Below are 18,251 nucleotides of genomic sequence, written 5' to 3'. Positions count from 1 at the left end.
GGCGGGCACGCTCACGCTCGGCGGCTACCGGTTCGACACCGGGCCGACGGTGCTGACCATGCCCGAGCTGATCGCCGACGCCCTGGACTGCGTCGGCGAGGACCTCGACCGCTGGCTGACGCTCACCCGGCTCGACCCGATGTACCGGGCGTTCTTCGCCGACGGCTCGTCGCTGGACGTGCGCGCCGATCCCGCCGACACGGCCGCGGAGATCCGGGCGCTGTGCGGGCCGGCGGAGGCGGCCGGCTTCGAGCGGTTCGTCGCCCTGGTGACCCAGATGTTCCGCACCCAGCTGACGACCTTCATCGACGCGCAGGTCGACTCGCCGCTGGCGCTGCTGCGCCCGCAGCTGGCCCGGCTCGCGGCACTCGGCGGCTTCCGCCGGCTCGCCCCGGTCGTCGGGCGCTACCTGCACGACCCGCGCACGCAGCGGATGTTCTCCTTCCAGGCGATGTACGCCGGTCTCGCCCCGCACGACGCGCTGGCCCTGTACGCCGTCATCTCCTACATGGACTGCGTCGCCGGGGTGTACCACCCCAGCGGGGGGATGCACGCCGTCGCCGAGGCGCTGGCGGGAGCGGCGGCCAAGCACGGCGTCACGCTGCGCTACGAGACGACGGTGACCCGGGTCGAGGTGCGCGGCGGACGGGCGGTGGCGGTGCACACCGCGGCCGGCGAGCGGATCGCCGCCGACGTCGTGGTGCTCAACCCGGACCTTCCGGTCGCGTACACCGACCTGCTGCCCCCCGGGGCGGCGCCGGCCCGGCTGCGCCGGCTGCGCTACTCGCCGTCGTGCTTCCTGCTGCTCGCCGGCGCCCGGGTGGACTACCCGCACACCGCACACCACACCATCCACTTCGGCCACGCCTGGCGGCGCACGTTCCGCGAGATCATCGACCGCGGGGAGCTGATGAGCGACCCGTCGTTCCTGGTCAGCACCCCCTCGCTCAGCGAGCCGGCGATGGCCCCGGCGGGCGCCCACGCGTACTACGTGCTGTTCCCGACGCCGAACCTCACCGCGCCGCTGGACTGGTCGGTGCTGCGCGAGCGCTACCGCGACGAGGTCGTGGCCACCTGCGAGCGCCGCGGCTACCCGGGACTGGACGCCGCGATCGAGGTGGAGGCGGTGACCACCCCGGCCGACTGGCGGGCACGCGGGATGGCGGCGGGCGCGCCGTTCGCCGCGGCGCACACCTTCCGCCAGACCGGCCCGTTCCGGCCGTCGAACCTGGCGCCGGGACTCGCGAACGTGGTGTTCGCCGGCAGCGGTACCCGGCCGGGGGTCGGGGTACCGATGGTGCTCGTCTCCGGCCGGCTCGCCGCGGAACGGATCCTGGGCCCCGATCGTCATTACCGTTCGCGGGCGCAGCGCTGACGGACAGCGGCGGAGAATCGTAAAGTTCCTGAACAGCGGCTTAGAAGTGGCTTCGGACCGCGCCGTGCCGAGTCCTTTGGTTCCCCGTTTCGCGACGCGGCTGGGAGAATGCGGTCATGGACGAAGGGCTCAGCCCGGCCGGCCTCGCCGTCCCGGACACCACCACGGACGCGGCCCTGCTCGAACGCGCCCTCTTCGAGATCAAGAAGGTGATCGTCGGCCAGGACCGGATGATCGAGCGGATGCTCGTCGCGCTGCTCGCCCGCGGGCACTGCCTGTTGGAGGGCGTGCCCGGCGTGGCGAAGACGCTCGCGGTGCAGACGCTGGCGACGGTCGTCGGCGGGTCGTTCGTCCGGATCCAGTTCACCAACGACCTGGTTCCCTCCGACATCGTCGGCGCCCGCATCTACCGGGCCACCCAGGAGGCGTTCGACGTCGAACTCGGGCCGGTGTTCGCGAACTTCGTGCTCGCCGACGAGATCAACCGGGCACCCGCCAAGGTGCAGTCGGCGCTGCTGGAGATCATGTCGGAGAAACAGGTCTCCCTCGGCGGGGCCACGCATCCGCTGCCCCGGCCGTTCCTGGTGCTCGCCACCCAGAACCCGATCGAGTCCGAGGGCGTCTACCCGCTGCCCGAGGCCCAGCGCGACCGGTTCCTGATGAAGGTCACCGTGCCCTACCCCAGCCCGGCCGAGGAGCTGGAGATCGTGCGGCGGATGGGCGTCTCGCCGCCCGCCCCCGAGCGGATCCTCGACCCGCGGGCGCTGTCGCGGCTGCAGGACCGGGTCGACAGCATGTTCGTCCACCACGCGATCATCGAGTACGCGGTGCGCCTCGTGCTCGCCACCCGCGCGCCGGCCGAGGCCGGGCTGCCGGAGCTCACCGGCCACCTCGCCTACGGCGCCTCGCCGCGGGCCTCCCTGGGTCTGGTCGCCGCGGCCCGCGCGCTCGGCCTGCTGCGCGGGCGCGACTACGTGGTGCCCGACGACGTCACCGCCGTCGCCCTGGACGTGCTGCCGCACCGGCTCGTGCTGTCCTACGAGGCGCTGGCCGAGGGGCTGTCCGCCGACGCGATCGCCGCGCGGATCCTCGAGGCCGTCCAGCCGCCGCAGGTGGCGCCGCGCCAGCAGGGCCCCTACCCGCAGCAGACCGCCCATCCCACCGGCCCGCTCACCGGCGGCTGGGGCGCGAACCCCCGCTCGGGCTTCCCCGAGTACCTCGACCGCGGCTCGACGCCGTGAGCCCGGTCCCGGCGAACCGGGCGGCCTCGGCCGCACCGGTCGGGGGCACCGACCCGGCGGTGGAGCGCACGCTGCGCCGCCTCGAGCTCACCGTGCTGCGCCGCCTCGACGGCATGCTGCTCGGCGACCATCTCGGGCTGCTGCCCGGCCACGGCAGCGAGAAGGCCGAGAGCCGGGAGTACACCGTCGGCGACGACGTGCGCCGGATGGACTGGGCCGTCACCGCCCGCACCACCGTCCCGCACGTGCACGACCTCATCGCCGACCGCGAGCTGGAGACCTGGGCGCTGGTCGACCTCACCGCCAGCGCCGAGTTCGGCACCGGCGCCTGGGAGAAACGTGACCTGGCGGTCGCCGCGACCGCCGCCGTCGGCTTCCTCACCGCCCGCACCGGCAACCGGATGGGCGCGGTCGCGCTCACCCAGGACGGCACCCGCGTGATCCCCGCCCGGCCTGGCCGGGCCGGCCTGCGGGCGCTGCTGCGCACCCTGCTGGCGCTGCCCCGCGGCGCACACAGCCGGCCGGCGCGGCGTCCCGAGCCGGCCGCGGCGACGGACCTCGCCACCGCCGTGCAGGCGCTGCTGCGTCCGCCGCGCCGGCGCGGGCTCGCCGTCGTCATCACCGACTTCCAGTCCACCGACCTCGGCTGGCAGCGTCCGCTGCGGGTGCTCGGCGCGCGCCACCAGGTGCTCGCCGTCGAGATCCTCGACCCGTTGGAGCTCGCCCTGCCCGCCGTCGGCCTGCTGCCCGTCGTCGACGCGGAGACCGGCGCCTTCTATGAGGTGCCCACCTCGTCGCGCCGGCTGCGGGAGCGGTACGCGGCCGCCGCCGCCGCGCATCGCCGCGAGGTGGGGCTCGCGCTGCGCCGGGCCGGCGCCGACCATCTGGTGCTGCGCACCGACTCCGACTGGCTCGTCGACGTCGTCCGGTTCGCGTCGGCGAACCGGCGCGCCCGCGGCGCCGCCCGCCGCCCGCCGGTCCAGGCGGCCGCCCGGTGAGCTTCCTCGCCGGCCACTGGCTGTGGCTGTACCTGGCCGTCGGCGCGCTGCTGGCCGCCTACGTCGTGGTGGCCGCCCGCCGCCGGGTGTACGCGGCGCGGCTGTCGTCCACGTCGGTGCTCGCGTCGGTGCTGCCGCGGCGTCCGCAGTGGTGGCGCCGGCACGTCCCGGCCGCGCTGCTGCTGCTCACCCTCGCCGGGCTGGTGTTCTCGCTGGCCCGCCCGGCCCGGGCCGAGCGGGTCCCGCGGGAGCGGGCGACGATCGTCCTGGCGATCGACGTGTCGAACTCGATGGCGGCCACCGACATCGCGCCGACCCGGCTGGAGGCGGCCAAGCAGGGCGCTGAGGCGTTCGTCGACCGGCTCCCGCCGCGGATCAACCTCGGCCTGGTCGCCTTCGCCGGCAGCGCGACGGTGCTGGTCCCGGCGTCCACCGACCGCGAGTCGGTCCGCGCCGGTATCCGCGGCCTGCAGCTCGGCCCCGCCACGGCGATCGGCGAGGGCGTGTTCGCGTCCCTGCAGGCCATCACCACCACCAGCAGGCGGCTGTCCGACGCCGGGCAGAGCCCGCCGCCGGCCGCCGTCGTCCTGCTCTCCGACGGCGAGACCACCCGCGGCCGGCCGAACTCCCAGGCCATCGACGCGGCCAAGCGGGCCCACGTGCCCGTCGACACCATCGCGTATGGCACCCCGGGCGGCACGCTGGACGTCGGCGGCCAGGAGGTACCGGTCCCGGTCAACGAGCAGGCGCTGCACGAGATCGCCGACCGGACCGACGGCTCCTACCATCGCGCGGCCAGCGGCGACGAGCTGCGCTCGGTGTACCGCAGCCTCGGCAGCTCCATCGGCTACCGCACCGAGTACCGCGAGGTCACCACCTGGTTCCTGGGCCTGTCCCTGGCCCTGGGCTTCGCCGCCGCAGCCACCTCGCTGGCCTTCACCTCCCGCCTGCCCTGAACCGGCGGACGACCCCGCTCCGGGGGGCGCCCGCGGGGCGGATACGCTGCGGCGACGTGAGGGAGCTCGACGCCGCCGGGATCGACGATCCGCGCCTGCGCGCGTCCTACCGCCAGGCCCGTGCCCTGCACGCCGCCCACGGCCGCACCTACTACCTCGCGACGCTGCTGCTGCCCGCCTGGAAGCGGCCGCACGTGCACGCCCTGTACGGTTTCGCCCGCCACGCCGACGACATCGTCGACGACCTGGACTCGGCACTGACCGGCGCCGAGCGGGCCGCGCTGCTGCGGGCCTGGGGCGAGCGGTTCGTCACCGCCCTGCGCGAGGGCACCCGCGCCGAGACCGTCGACGCCGACCTCGCACCGTCCAGCGACGCGGCGACGGGCGGGGTGTCGGTGCTGCCGGCGACGGTCGACACGGTCCGCCGCTTCGGGCTCGACCCCGACCACTTCGACGCGTTCCTCGCCTCCATGGCGATGGACCTGACGGTGGATGGCTACGAGACCTGGGAGGACCTGCTCGTCTACATGCACGGCTCCGCGGCGGTCATCGGGCTGCAGATGGTGCCGCTGCTCGAGCCGGTGGACGACAGCGCGCTGCCCTACGCACGCGACCTCGGCCTCGCCTTCCAGCTCGCCAACTTCGTCCGGGACGTCGGCGAGGACCTGCACCGCGGCCGGGTGTACCTGCCCGCGACGTCGCTGGACCTGTTCGGCGTCACCCGGGAGCACCTGGCCGCGGGCGTCGTGGACGGCCCGGTGCGCCGGCTGCTGGCGTTCGAGATCAGCCGGGCCCGGGAGCTGTTCCGCGCTGCGGAGCCCGGGATCCGGCTGCTGCATCCCACCTCACGGGACTGCATGCGTACCGCGCTGGTTCTCTACCGCGCCATCCTCGACGAGGTGGAGCGCGCCGACTACCGGGTGCTCGAACGGCGGGTGTCGGTGAGCGTGCCGCGCCGTCTCGCGGTGGCGGGGCCGGCGCTGGTCCGGGCCACCCGCGCCCACCGCCGGCACCGCGACGACCATGCCGCCGGCGCCGCGCGCGGCGGCGCTCAGATCAGCTCGCGGCCGCCCAGGTAGGGCCGCAGCACCTCGGGCACCCGGAGCTGGCCGTCCGCGGTCTGGAAGTTCTCCAGCAACGCGGCGAGCAGCCGCGGGGTGGCCACGGCGGTGTTGTTCAGCGTGTGGGCGAAGCGGATCGTGCCGTCGGCGTCGCGGTAGCGCAGGTTCGCCCGGCGGGCCTGCCAGTCATGCAGGGTCGAGCAGCTGTGCGTCTCGCGGAAGCGGCCCAGCGACGGGAACCAGGTGTTGATGTCGTTCATCCGGAACTTGCCGACGCCCATGTCGCCGGTGGCGCACTCGACCACCTCGTAGCACAGGCCGAGGTCGGTCAGGATGCGCTCGGCGGTGGCGAGCAGCTCGGCGTGCCAGCGGGCCGACTCGGCCTCGTCGGCGGCGCAGAGCACGAACATCTCGACCTTCTCGAACTGGTGCACCCGCAGCAGGCCACGCACGTCCCGGCTGGCACTGCCGATCTCGCGGCGGAAGCTCGGCGCGATGCCGGCGTAGCGAAGCGGCAGCCGGTCGGCGTCGAGGATCTCCCCGGCGTGCAGGCCGACGAGCGCGACCTCGGCGGTGCCGGCCAGGTACAGGTCGTCGGCCGGGATGGCGTAGATCTCCTCCCGGGCCTTGGGTAGCATCCCGGTGCCGACCAGCGGCTCCTCGCGGACCAGCGCGGGCACCGAGACCGGGGTGAACTCCCTGCCCCGCAGCAGGTCGAGCGCGTAGGAGTGCACCGCGCGCTCCAGCATCACCAGGTCGCCGACCAGCGCGTACGCGCGCTCGCCGGCCACCCGACGGGCACGGGCGAACTCGGCCCAGCCGCGGCGCTCGGCCAGCTCGGTGTGGTCCAGCGGGGTGAAGTCGAACTCCGGCGGGGTGCCGACGGTGCGCAGCACGACGTTCGCCGACTCGTCCGGCCCCACCGGCGCGCCCGACCAGGGGATGGTCGGCGTCTGCAGCATCAGCTCGGCGAGCCGGGCGCCGCTCTGGGCCAGCCGCTCGCGCAGCTCCCGGAGCTGGCCGTCGAACGCCTCGTGCTCGGCGCGCAACTCCGCGCGGCGGGCCTCGTCCGCCTTGGCGAACTGCTTGGAGAAGCTGCGCCGGGTGGCCTGCGCCGTGTCGACCTCGAACTGCAGCTTGCGATTGTCCTGGTCGAGCTGGAGCAGCTCGTCGACATCCAGGTCGAGTCCCTTGGCCGCGACGGCGTCCTTGACGGCCTGCGGGTTGTCCCGGATGAACCGCTTGTCGAGCATGAAACGCGTCAGCCCCTGATAGATTCCGCGGCACGTCCATGGCGCGGCACGTCCATGGCGCGGCACGTCCATGGCGCGGCACGTCCATGGCGCGGCGTTCGGTGCCGCACCGCACCTTGACAGCCACGCTATCAGCCCTCCGCGACGACTCCGCAGGGCCGCAAGCCGCGCCACAGGTCACGCGCGCATGCTCGGGTGCGAGGCTCGGACGCCGCACCATGACGTCGACCCGCCCCGGACCGTGCGGCCATGGGGCCACGTCGACCGGTTACGGTGCACAGACCACATCCGTCCGCCCGGCGGGCTGGCGGAACCGCCCGGGTACGCAATCCACCCGGGCTCCGGGGCCCGGCGTCCCGGGGCCGCCCCGTCGTCTGTCAGGGTCGTCCCGGCACCGAGGGGCCGCCCCACACGCGAAGAGTCGAGGAGGCCGGCGACGGTGGCGACCAGTTCGAGGGAACGACGGCAGCGTGAGCTGGCCGAGGCCCGGGCGGCCCGGCAGACCCAGCGGCGGCGCGACGCGCATCGCCGCCGCCAGCAGCGGCTGGCGATCGTGGCCGGATTCGTGACCGTGGTGGTCGCGGCGTCAGCGATCGCCGCGATCCTGCTCACCGGCCAGAACCACGACTCCGACACGGCGAGCTCACCCACCGACGCGGGGAACCCGTCGGCCGCCCCGTCGGCCGCCGCCGCGGCCACGAGCAAGGTCGGCAGGTGCGTCTACACCGCCAACGGCGAGACGCCGGCCCGCGGGGCCGCCCTGCCGAAGGCGGCCGGGTCCGTCGACACCTCCCCCGCCACGATGGTGATCACCACGAGCGCCGGGACGATGACGGCGAGCCTCGACGCGGCGAAGGCGCCCTGCACGGTGCACGCGCTGCTCACCCTGGCCCAGTCCAGGTACTACGACGACACCGTCTGCCACCGCCAGACGGGCGGCACCGAGGCCGGCATCTCCGTGCTGCAGTGCGGCGACCCGACGGGCACCGGCAGCGGCAGCCCGGGCTACGGCTACGCCAACGAGAACACCGAGGGCGTCACCTATGACCGCGGGGTGCTCGCCATGGCGCACAGCTCCGCCCCGGACAGCAACGGCAGCCAGTTCTTCATCAACTACGCCAACCCCACGAAGGACGGCGCGGCCGCCCTCGCCGGCGGTTACACCGTCTTCGGCAAGATCACCGAGGGCCTGGACGTCCTCGACAAGCTCACCAGGCCGGGCATCGAGGGCGGCGGCTCCGACGGCGCCCCCGCCAGCAAGGCCAAGATCCTCTCCATCACCATCACCCAGGGCGCCTGACCCGCGGGCCCGCCGCCCGGCCGGACCACGGGCGGGCGGCGGGTTCGTCCCGTCGCTAGCCGCCCCAGCGGCGGATGGTGTCGATGCGGGCCTGGAGCTGGGCGGCGGTGGCCTGGCCGCTCGGCGGCCCGCCGCAGGACCGGCGCAGCTCGGCGTGGATCATGCCATGCGGCTTGCCGGTGCGATGGAAGTGCGCGCCGACCAGCCGGTTCAGCTCGCGGCGCAGCTCGCCGATGACCTCGTGCTTGGGCCGGATCTCCTCCACGGCCGCACCCTTGCCACCCGCACCCCCGCCACCCGCGGCCGTACCGGCGCCACCCATACCGCCGGCCGCTTCCGTGCCGGCCCGGGCCGCGGGGACGGCGGTGGCCTGCTCGGTGGTGGCGCGGGCGGCGTCGCGGCGCGCGGCGGCCTGCTGGGCGGCCTGCCGCTGGCGCAGCAGGACGGCGACCTGGTCGGGCTCGAGCAGGCCGGGAAGGCCGAGAAAGTCCTCCTCCTCAACGGAGCCCGCGGGCGCCGGCGTCCCGAACTCGCCGCCGTCGAAGATCACCCGGTCGAGGTGGGCGGACGAGCCAAGCGCCGTGAACAGCGTGTCGGGCTGGTCGGGGGCGTCGCGGCGCCGGTTGGCCTCGCGCAGCGCGTCGTCGTCGAAGGCGTCCGGGTCGCGGGGGGACTTCTCCAGCGCGTGGTCGCGCTGGACCTCCATCTCCCCGGCGAGCCCCAGCAGCGACGGCACGCTGGGCAGGAACACCGAGGCCGTCTCGCCCCGCCCGCGCCCGCGCACGAACCGGCCGACGGCCTGGGCGAAGAACAGCGGCGTCGAGGCGGAGGTGGCGTACACGCCGACCGCGAGGCGGGGGACGTCGACGCCCTCGCTGACCATCCGCACGGCCACCATCCAGCGGGCCTCCGACCGGCGGAACGTGTCGATCTTCGACGACGCGGTCGGGTCGTCGGAGAGGATCAGCGTGGGTGAGGCCCCGGTGATGCGGGCGAGCAGGCCCGCGTAGGCGCGGGCCGCGGCATGGTCGGTGGCGATGACCAGGCCGCCCGCGTCGGGCATGCCGCCCCCGCGCACCTGCGACAGCCGGGTGTCGGCGGCGGCGAGGACGGCGGGCATCCAGTCGCCCTTGGGGTCCAGCGCGGTGCGCCAGGCGGCGGCGGTCTGCTCCCCGGTCAGCGGTTCGCCGAGCCGGGCCGTCAGCTCCGCGCCCGCGCTGGTGCGCCACGACATCTCCCCCGAGTAGGCGAGGAAGAGGACCGGGCGCACGACCCCGTCGCGCAGCGCGTCGGCATAGCCGTAGGAGGAGTCCGCGACGCTGCGCAGGACGCCGTCGGGGCCCGGCAGGTAGGTGACGAACGGGATCGGGTTGACGTCCGAGCGGAACGGCGTTCCGGTCAGGGCGAGGCGGCGAGCGGCCGGGGCGAACGCCTCACGCACGGCCTCGCCCCAGGACAGCGCGTCACCGGCGTGGTGGATCTCGTCGAGGACGATGAGGGTGCGCCGGGCGGCGGTGCGCGCCCGGTGCAGCGCCGGATGGGCCGCGACCTGCGCGTAGGTGACGGCGACGCCGGTGTAGTCGGACGAGGTCGCCCCGGCGGAGTTGCGGAAGTCCGGGTCGAGGTCGATGCCGACCTCGGCGGCCGCGGCCGCCCACTGGCGCTTGAGATGCTCGGTCGGGGCGACGACCGTGATCCGGCTGATCTCGCCGGCGGCCAGCAGGTCGGCGGCGACCCGCAGGGCGAAGGTCGTCTTGCCCGCGCCCGGCGTGGCCACGGCAAGGAAGTCACGCGCGCCCGAGGAGGTGCGGGCCTGGTACACCTCCAGCGCCGCGCGCTGCCACGCGCGCAGGGGCCGCGCGGGAGCTCCGGATCCGGGCTGGCGAGGACGTCGGTCGAGGGGTCCGGCTCTCACCCACTCACTGTAGAAGGCGGCGGCCGGCGGTGGCGCGCAGCCCGCCCGCGTGCCACCAGGACCACATTCTTCCCGGAACTGGTCCCGAAGGGACCACGGACAGTATGACCGTCTTATCTCACAGAGGGTTAAGCTCCAGGAGTCAACCGATTGACTTCGGAGGCCCCGATGCAGCTCACGACCGGTCCTTCGGTACCTTCTCGGACGCCCGCGGCCGCCGGCTTGTCTTCCGACGGCGCCCGTACGGTCCGCGGTCAGGCTACCCGCACGCCGAACGCGCGGCTGCGCCTGAGCCGGGAGGAGCGAGGCTGGTCGCAGGAACGGCTCGCCACCGAGATCCGCCGCTTCTCCGTCATCCACGAGGGCCGCGAGGCCGGGGTGACCGGAAACATGATCTGCAAGTGGGAGAAGGGCGACAAGAAACCAAGCCTGCGTTATCAGCGGCTGCTGCGGGCCCTATTCGGCCGGTCGTCGGTCGAACTCGGTTTCGTGGACGACGAGGCGCTGCCGCCGGGCGGCGCGGCAATGCACCCGGGAATGGGCCGGGGTATGGCGCCGGCGGCCGCCGGCGGGGAGCGCCCCACGGGCCGCGAGGTGACGCCCGGCAGCACGCTGGTTCTGCACGCCGACAGCGCCGTGATCGACCCGAATGGCATTCCCGTGGAACGGCGCGACGTACTGCGCCTGCTCGCCGCCGCCGGCGGTGTCGCGGTGGTCCCGATGACCGCGGGGGCCGACTGTCCGCCCTGGGAGCGGCTCTCCGCGGCGCTGCGCCGGCGCGCCACGGTCACCCCCGAGCTCGCCGAGGAGCTCGGCCAGCGCACGGCGGGGCTGTACGGCCTGGAGGAGCGGGTGCCGGCCCGCGTCCTCATGCAGCGGGTCACCGAGCATCTCGGCCGGATCACCCAGCTGCTGGAGTCCACCGGTCGCTCGCCGGTGCGCCGGTCGCTGACGTCCACCGCCGGCGAGACCGCCGCGCTGGCCGGCTGGCTGGCCTTCGACATGAACGACCTGCCCGCGACGGTGGCCTACTACCGGGTCGCGATCGAGGCGGCCCGCGACGCCGACGACCACGGGCTGTGGGCCTGCGTGCTGGGCTACGAGAGCTACCAGACGGCCAGCCAGGGCCGGCACGACCAGGCCTGCGCCCTGCTCGGCGAGGCCCAGCGGCGGGCCGCGGGCGGCAGCACGGTGATGACCCGGGCGTGGCTCGCCGCCCGGGAGGCCGAGGAGCAGGCCGCGCGCGGGGAGGGCCGGGCGGCGCTCGCCGCGCTCGACCGGGCCCAGGACGCCTTCGAGCGCGGTGAGAACGACGGCGGCCGGGTCTGGACCCAGTTCTTCGACCGCGGCCGCCTGGACGGTCTGAAGGTCACCACCTACACCCGGCTGCGCCGCCCGGCGGCGGCCTACGCCGCGGCCACCGAGGCGCTACGCGCGTCGGGCCCCGGCGCCACGAAGAAGCGGTCGCTGCTGATGAGCGACATCGCCGAGGTGCACATCCAGCGCCGCGAGATCGAGGCGGCCTGTCACTTCGCGGCCGAGTCGCTCGCGATCGTGGCGCAGACGGACTTCTCGCTCGGCCTCTCCCGCATCCGCCGTACCCGGGAGCACCTGCGGCCCTGGCAGCACACCGCGGCCGTGCGCGACCTGGACGACCAGCTGCGCGCCCTGGTCTGACCGCCCGACGATCTCGCCGGGACCGCCCTCCCGCGGCCTCGGCGGATCGTCCCACCCGCGCCGGGGTGGGACGACCGCCTGGTGGCACGACGTCCGGTCGCCGCCCCGGCCCCGCCAGGGCCGGCGCGGAAACCGGACGTCAGCTGCGCACGGTGGGAGCGGTCTCCGTCGTGATCCACTGCAGGTAGTCGGCGTGGCCCGCGACGATCGGGGTGGCGATGATCTCAGGATTGTCGTACGGGTGCAGGACGACGAGCCGCTCGCGGAGCTCGTCGAATCGCTCGGTCGTGGTTTTCGCGAGACAGAGCCATTCGTCGGCCTGCTCGATCTCGCCCTTCCAGCGATAGATGCTCCGCATCGGTCCGAGCACCTGGAAACAGGCGACCAGTCGAGCCTCCACCAGGGCCCGGGCGATACGTTCTGCACCTTCCCGGGAGTCGATACTCACGATGACCTGCAGGTGACCCATGCGCACTCCCATCTGGACACGGGGATACCCGCGATACTCTACATCGACAGGTCACTTGGGCCGTCGATTTTTTGGCACCCAGAAGTGTCATCGGTATTCTTCTTCAGACATTCCACCTCTTATCTACCCGGAACGGATGGGTATCGGTGCCACCCGTTAACGGCGGGTTGATGTGGAGGGCACTTTCCGGGGTGGATACACCACGCTGAGCGCAGGACGGATCGGGCACGACCGCGCATCGGCGCCGGCCACGCCGGGTCGCCGGGCGAAAAATGCTTTCTCGGCAATGAGCCCGCCCGGGCCAAGGCGCGGAAATCCGGGTGGCCGTGTCGGCGGGACGCGGCGTCACCGGAACGGCACCTTGGGGGTTATCCCGCACGGACCATCCGGATGTGCCCGCAAGGGTTATGACTGTGTGGCCGGGCGACCACTCTTGCGAATCAGCCAATGTCCAGTATCGGACGATTCCGGTAGGTTCCGTGGTCATTGCTCGACCGGACCTGGCGCGGAACGCGCGCGGCCCGGTCAGTGCCGGGTCGGCGGCTGCACGTCCCGGCTGGTCCGTCGCGCCGGCGTCGCCGGCGGCTGGGTCTGGCACACCCGGTAGCTGTCATAGACGCCACCGACGCCACGCACGGCGCTGAGAACCGCGTCCAGCTGGCCGGGCCCGGTCACCTCGATGGTGAAGCGGGCGTGCGCGACCCGGTCCTCGGAGGTCGCCGTGGAGGCGGCGCGGACGGACACCGACGTCTCCGAGAGCACCTCGGTGATGTCGGCGAGCAGCCCGTACCGGTCGAAGGCCTCGACGCCGATCTCCGCGGGGAACGTCGCCACGTCCGGCGCCGACCAGACGGCGACCGTCAGCCGCTCCCGCTCGGCGCGCACCTCGGTCGCGTTCGCGCACTCGCACCGGTGCAGGGAGACCGAGCTGCCATGGGTGGTGAGGCCGACCACGGCGTCACCCGGCAGCGGGAGGCAACATCGGGCGAGGCGGACCGGTGTGCGGGTGCCCGTGCCGTCGTCGACCACCGCGACGAGGCTCGGCGCTCCCCGGCGAAGTGCCTGCCGGGACGACGCGGCGCCCTCGACCGCTCGGCCCCGATCGCGCCCCGCCGCGCGCCGGCCGCCACGGCCGGCCGCCACGGTGACGCCCTCCAGGCCCTCGGCCGCGGGACCGCCGGCAGCGGCGACGGCGTCGGCGCCAGCGTCGTCGCGCGCACCGTGGGCCGCACCCCCACCGGGGGCGGGTTCAGTAGCGGGTCCGGTGGCGACGCACGCGGTGGGCGCGGCAGCGGCGGGGGGCGCGGGCGTGGCGCGGGCCGCGGCGGGCAGGTCACCGGCAGGCGGGCCGGCCGCGTTCCCCTCGTCCTCGGCGGCGTGGTCGTGGTCGGCCGCGAGTGCGCTGTCGACCCCAGCGGTACCGGCGGGGGCGTCCTCGACACCCGCGGCGGAGGCCGTGGGGTGGGCGGGGACGTCGCCGACCCGGACATCCTCGCCGTGCGTGCCGTGCGCCGTCGTGCCGTGCGCCGTCGTGCCGTCGACGGCCGCCGTCGCGGTCTCGGCGACGGGGCGGGGCGCGGTGCCGGTGGTGGCACCGCCAGCCGACCTGTCGATGCCGGCGAGCTGGGCGGCGACCTCGCCGGCGGTGCCGTCGGCCGCGACACCGCCCTCGGGCGCGCTGTCGGCGCCGACCTGGCGGATGGCGGCGTTCGCCGCGTCGCGGCGCTGGCGGGCGAGGCGGCGGCGGATGCGCACCCGTGCCCGAGAGGTCCGCACGAAACGCAGCCAGTCCTCCGACGGGCCGGCTCCGGGCAGGTTGGAGGTGAGGATCTCGACGACGTCGCCGTTGCGGAGCCGGGTGTGCAGGGGCACGAGCCGGCCGTTGACCCGCGCGCCGATGGCCCGGTGGCCGATGTCGGTGTGCACCGCGTAGGCGACGTCCACCGGTGACGACCTCGCCGGCAGCGCGATCATCCGCCCCTTGGGGGTGAAGGCCAGCACCTCGTCGGACTCCAGGTCGGAGGACAGCGACTCGAGGAACTCGTCCGAGTCGACCGTGTCCTCCTGCCAGTCCAGCAGGCTGTGCAGCCAGGACAGGCCCTCCAGCCGGGCACCGTCGGCGCCGGGCCCGACCGGGCGGGCGACGATGCCGGTCTCGGCCAGCCGGTGCATCGAAAGGGTGCGGATCTGGATGTCGATGCTGCGCCCGGCGTCGTCGACGACGGTGGTGTGCAGCGACTGGTACATGTTGAACTTCGGCGTGGCGACGAAGTCGCGCAGCCGGCCCGGGACGGGTCGCCACAGTGCGTGGATGACGCCGAGCGCGGCGTAGCAGTCGGTCACCTCGTCGACGAGGACGAGGACCCGGACGATGTCGGTGTAGTCCTGCGGCGGCCGGGCCCGTTCCTGCGCCCGCTTGTAGATCGAGAACAGGTGGCTGGCGCGGACGGCGACCTCGCCGTCGATGCGCGCCGAGGCGAGCCCGCCGCGCAACCGGGTCACCATGGCGCCGACCGAGTCGCTCTCACGCTCGGCGGCGGTGAACTCGTCGACGATCGCGGCGATGCGGGCGTGCTCGGCGGGATGCAGCACGGCGAAGGCGCGGTCCTCGAGCTCGCGCTTGATGACGCTCACCCCGAGCCGGTGCGCCAGCGGGGCGAGGATCTCCAGCGTGACCCGGGAGATCTTCACCTGCTTGGCCGGGGACATGAAGTCGAGCGTGCGCATGTTGTGCAGTCGGTCGGCAATCTTGATGACGAGCACCCGGTAGTCCCGGGCGAGCGCGACGATCAGCTTGCGCAGCGTCTCGGCCTCGGCCGCTTCCCCGAAGCGCATCTTGTCGAGCTTGGTGACGCCGTCGACGAGGTTGGCGACCTCGCCGCCGAACTCCTCGGTGACGGCGTCAAGGGAGTAGCCGGTGTCCTCCACCGTGTCGTGCAGCAGCGCGGCGACGAGGGTGGTGGTGTCGACGCCGAGCTCGGCAAGGGCCTCGGTGACGGCCAGCGGGTGGCTGATGTACGGATCACCGCTGCGACGCATCTGGCCGGCGTGCAGCCGCTCGGCGACGCCGTAGGCGTGCACCAGGGTCGCGAGGTCGGCGCGGGGGTGGACGTCGCGGTGGGCCTCGACGATGCCCCGCAGCTCTGGCGGCACCTGCGACATCCGCGGCGTCGCCATCCGCCGGGCCAGGTGGGCCAGGCGGACGCTTGCCTGCCGCGCCGCGGACAGGGCGCGCGACGGGTCGTCGGCGTCCGCCCTCGACAGCGCCGGGGACAGCCCACCACCGGCGGGCAGGCCCGCACCCACGGTATCTGCGTCCATGGCGCGCCCCCTTGTGTCTCGCTAGACCGATACGCCCGACGTGACGCGGAAACAGTCGTAGACCCCGTCGAGCGACCGCACCGCACTCAGGATGTTCCCGAGATGCTTCGCGTCCCCCATCTCGAAGGTGAAGCGACTGACCGCGACCTGGTCGCGGGTGGTGGCCACCGACGCGGACAGGATGTTCACATGCCGGTCGGACAGCACCCGGGTGACGTCCGACAGCAGTTTCGTCCGGTCCTGCGCCTCCACCTGGATGACGGCGAGGAACACCGATCCCGACGACGGCGCCCACTCGACGTCGACGAGCCGGTCGTGCGGCCCGCCGCGCAGACCGGTGAGGTTCGCGCAGTCGCTGCGGTGGACCGACACGCCCTTGCCCCGGGTGACGAAGCCCGCGATCTCGTCGCCCGGCATCGGCGCGCAGCAGCGGGCGAGCTTCGTCCACACGTCCGGCGCCCCGGTGACGAGGACGCCGGGCTCGCCGGTGGAGCGGCGCAGCGTGCGGATCGGCAGCTCGGTCTCGCCGACGTCCTCCTCGGCGCCCTCCGGGCCGCCGAGGCTCACCAGGAGCTTCGAGACCACCGACGCGGCGCTGACGTGGTTCTCCCCCACCGCCGCGTAGAGCGCGGCCACGTCGGCGTAGCGCATGTCCTTGGCGAGCCCGAGCAGTGCGTCGCCGCTCATCAGCCGGGACAGCGGCAGCCCGTGGCGGCGCATCGCCCGGCCGATCGCGTCGCGCCCGGCGACGATCGCGTCCTCGCGCCGCTCGCGCGCGTGCCACTGGCGGATCTTCGCCCGCGCCCGCGACGAGCGGACGAACATCAGCCAGTCCCCGCTCGGCCCGGCCGAGTGCGCCCGGGAGGTGAAGACCTCGACGGCGTCGCCGTTGTCGAGCGGGGTGTCCAGCGCCGCGATCCGGCCGTTGATCCGCGCGCCCACGCAGTGGTGGCCGACGTCGGTGTGCACCGCGTAGGCGAAGTCGACCGGGGTGGAGCCCGCCGGCAGCGGGATGACGTCGCCCTTCGGGGTGAAGACGAAGACCTCGTCGGTCTCGGCGGCGAAGCGCAGGCTGTCGAGGAACTCGCCGGGATCGGCCGTCTCGCGCTGCCAGTCCAGCACCTGGCGCAGCCAGCTGGTGAGGTCCGGTTCCGGGCCGCCGCCGCGGCGGCGGGTGGCGCGCGAGCTTTCCGCGACGCCGGCCGACGACCGGGCGCCGACGCCGTCCTCCTTGTACTTCCAGTGGGCGGCGATGCCGTACTCGGCCCGGTTGTGCATGGCGTGCGTGCGGATCTGCAGCTCGACCGGTTTGCCCTCCGGGCCGATGACCGTCGTGTGCAGCGACTGGTACATGTTGAACTTGGGCATCGCGATGTAGTCCTTGAACCGGCCAGGAATCGGCTTCCAGTTCGCATGGACATTACCCAATGTCGCGTAACAGTCACGCACCGAGTCGACGAGGACACGGATGCCGACCAGATCGTAGATGTCGTCGAACGACCGGCCGCGCACCACCATCTTCTGGTAGATCGAGTAGTAGTGCTTCGGCCGACCGGAGACCACCGCGCGGATCCGGGCCTCGCGCAGGCCGGACTGCACCTGCCCGATCACCTCGGCGAGGTAGACGTCTCGGCTGGGCGCACGGTCGGCCACCAGCCGGACGATCTCGTCGTAGCGCTTGGGGTACAGCGCCGCGAAGGCGAGGTCCTCCAGCTCCCACTTCAGCGAGTTCATCCCGAGGCGGTGCGCGAGCGGGGCGTACACCTCCAGCGTCTCGCGCGCCTTGCGCTCCTGCTTGTGCTCGGGCAGGAAGCGCAGGGTGCGCATGTTGTGCAGCCGGTCGGCGAGCTTGACGACCAGCGCCCGGGGGTCGCGGGCCATCGCCACGACCATCCGCCGGATCGTCTCCGCCTGCGCCGCCTCGCCGACCTTGACCCGGTTCAGCTTGCTGACCGCGTCGACGATGAGCGCGATCTGGTCCCCGAAGGTCTCCCGGATCGCCTCCGGGGTCAGGGAGGTCTCCTCCAGCGTGTCGTGCAGGAGCGCCGCCGACAGCGTCGTCGTGTCCATGCCGAGATCCGCGAGGATGCTCGCCACCGCGATCGGATGCGTGATGTAGAGGTGGCCGGAGAAGCGCACCTGGCCCGCGTGGGCCGCGTCGGCGACCTCGAAGGCCCGCTGGACCTGCGTGATGTCGGCCCGCGGGTGGTTCGCGAGCAGGCCGCGCAGAACCGGATCGAGCGCGGACGACGGCGTGGCCCGGTGGGTGGACAGCCGGGACAACCGGCCGCGCACGCGCCGCGGCAGCGGCGGCGACTCATGCCCCAGCCGGGGAATCACCGGCGACCCGTCGTCCCCGGACATCGCCGCGGTGGTCGCGGAGGCGAGGTCGGCACCGGGTGTGGCGGGTGTGGCGGTGGCGGGGGTGCTGGCCGTGGGAGCCGCGGAGGTCGCGTCGCGCGCGGGAGCCGCGGGTGGGGTGGCCGCCAGGCCTCGGCCGTCCGGCGTCGACGCCTCCCGGCTCGCAGCGGTGGAAACCGGGCGCGCGGCATCGTCCGCCGACCCCGACTCCCTGGTCGGGGCGGCGGGCGACGTCGCTCCGGTGGTCACCGGGGCTGCCTCAGGCACGGGCCGCTCCTGCGTAGGGACTAGACAACGAGCCTAACGCCGTCGCGTCCGGCCGCC

General features: G+C 73.9%; 12 protein-coding genes. 7 read left to right on the top strand and 5 right to left on the bottom strand.

Going from position 1 to position 18,251, the window contains the following annotated elements:
- The 5 genes from crtI to C1A33_RS26340 all read left to right on the top strand — a co-directional run.
- A partial coding sequence (gene crtI, locus C1A33_RS26360; RefSeq protein ID WP_101834272.1) for a phytoene desaturase family protein occupies nt 1-1,375 on the top strand: 1,375 nt, incomplete at its 5' end.
- 116 nt (nt 1,376-1,491) lie between these two features.
- Nucleotides 1,492-2,616 (top strand): AAA family ATPase, encoded by a 1,125-nt coding sequence (locus C1A33_RS26355; protein ID WP_101834270.1) that lies wholly within the window; start codon nt 1,492-1,494, stop codon nt 2,614-2,616.
- A complete protein-coding gene (locus C1A33_RS26350; RefSeq protein WP_101834268.1) occupies nt 2,613-3,614 on the top strand; it encodes a DUF58 domain-containing protein in 1,002 nt (333 codons plus the stop codon). The genes C1A33_RS26355 and C1A33_RS26350 overlap by 4 nt, the downstream gene beginning before the upstream one ends.
- Entirely contained in the window at nt 3,611-4,570 is a 960-nt protein-coding gene (locus C1A33_RS26345) for a VWA domain-containing protein (RefSeq protein ID WP_101834266.1), read from the top strand. The genes C1A33_RS26350 and C1A33_RS26345 overlap by 4 nt, the downstream gene beginning before the upstream one ends.
- Before the next feature lie 56 nt (nt 4,571-4,626).
- Nucleotides 4,627-5,649, top strand: a complete 1,023-nt coding sequence (locus C1A33_RS26340; protein ID WP_101834264.1) for a phytoene/squalene synthase family protein — start codon at nt 4,627-4,629, stop codon at nt 5,647-5,649.
- Here the strand turns inward: C1A33_RS26340 and serS are convergent.
- Nucleotides 5,622-6,884, bottom strand: coding sequence for a serine--tRNA ligase (serS, locus tag C1A33_RS26335; RefSeq protein ID WP_101834262.1), 1,263 nt, complete (start codon nt 6,882-6,884; stop codon nt 5,622-5,624). The genes C1A33_RS26340 and serS overlap by 28 nt on opposite strands.
- A 439-nt stretch (nt 6,885-7,323) precedes the next feature.
- On the opposite strand from serS, the gene C1A33_RS26330 reads away from it, so the two are divergent.
- Nucleotides 7,324-8,184: a peptidylprolyl isomerase gene (locus C1A33_RS26330; RefSeq protein ID WP_101834260.1), complete on the top strand. Its 861-nt coding sequence runs from the start codon at nt 7,324-7,326 to the stop codon at nt 8,182-8,184.
- A gap of 55 nt (nt 8,185-8,239) precedes the next feature.
- On the opposite strand, the gene C1A33_RS26320 is transcribed toward C1A33_RS26330, so the two are convergent.
- Nucleotides 8,240-10,099, bottom strand: coding sequence for a DEAD/DEAH box helicase (locus C1A33_RS26320; protein WP_165818597.1), 1,860 nt, complete (start codon nt 10,097-10,099; stop codon nt 8,240-8,242).
- 168 nt (nt 10,100-10,267) lie between these two features.
- On the opposite strand from C1A33_RS26320, the gene C1A33_RS26315 reads away from it, so the two are divergent.
- Nucleotides 10,268-11,776, top strand: coding sequence for a helix-turn-helix domain-containing protein (locus tag C1A33_RS26315; protein ID WP_101834257.1), 1,509 nt, complete (start codon nt 10,268-10,270; stop codon nt 11,774-11,776).
- A 139-nt stretch (nt 11,777-11,915) separates the two neighbouring features.
- On the opposite strand, the gene cutA is transcribed toward C1A33_RS26315, so the two are convergent.
- The 3 genes from cutA to C1A33_RS26300 all read right to left on the bottom strand — a co-directional run bounded on the left by cutA (nt 11,916) and on the right by C1A33_RS26300 (nt 18,194).
- Complete coding sequence (cutA, locus tag C1A33_RS26310) at nt 11,916-12,245, bottom strand: divalent-cation tolerance protein CutA (protein ID WP_101834275.1); 330 nt, start codon at nt 12,243-12,245, stop codon at nt 11,916-11,918.
- A gap of 525 nt (nt 12,246-12,770) precedes the next feature.
- Entirely contained in the window at nt 12,771-15,566 is a 2,796-nt protein-coding gene (locus tag C1A33_RS26305) for a RelA/SpoT family protein (protein WP_101834255.1), read from the bottom strand.
- A gap of 21 nt (nt 15,567-15,587) precedes the next feature.
- Nucleotides 15,588-18,194 carry a RelA/SpoT family protein gene (locus C1A33_RS26300; protein ID WP_101834253.1) on the bottom strand — a complete coding sequence of 869 codons (2,607 nt, stop codon included), beginning with the start codon at nt 18,192-18,194 and terminating at the stop codon, nt 15,588-15,590.
- Nucleotides 18,195-18,251 lie beyond the last annotated feature (57 nt).

Origin of the sequence: Frankia canadensis (assembly GCF_900197875.1) — a bacterium.
Classification (GTDB): domain Bacteria; phylum Actinomycetota; class Actinomycetes; order Frankiales; family Frankiaceae; genus Frankia; species Frankia canadensis.
This window is presented reverse-complemented; position numbering and strand designations above follow the sequence as displayed.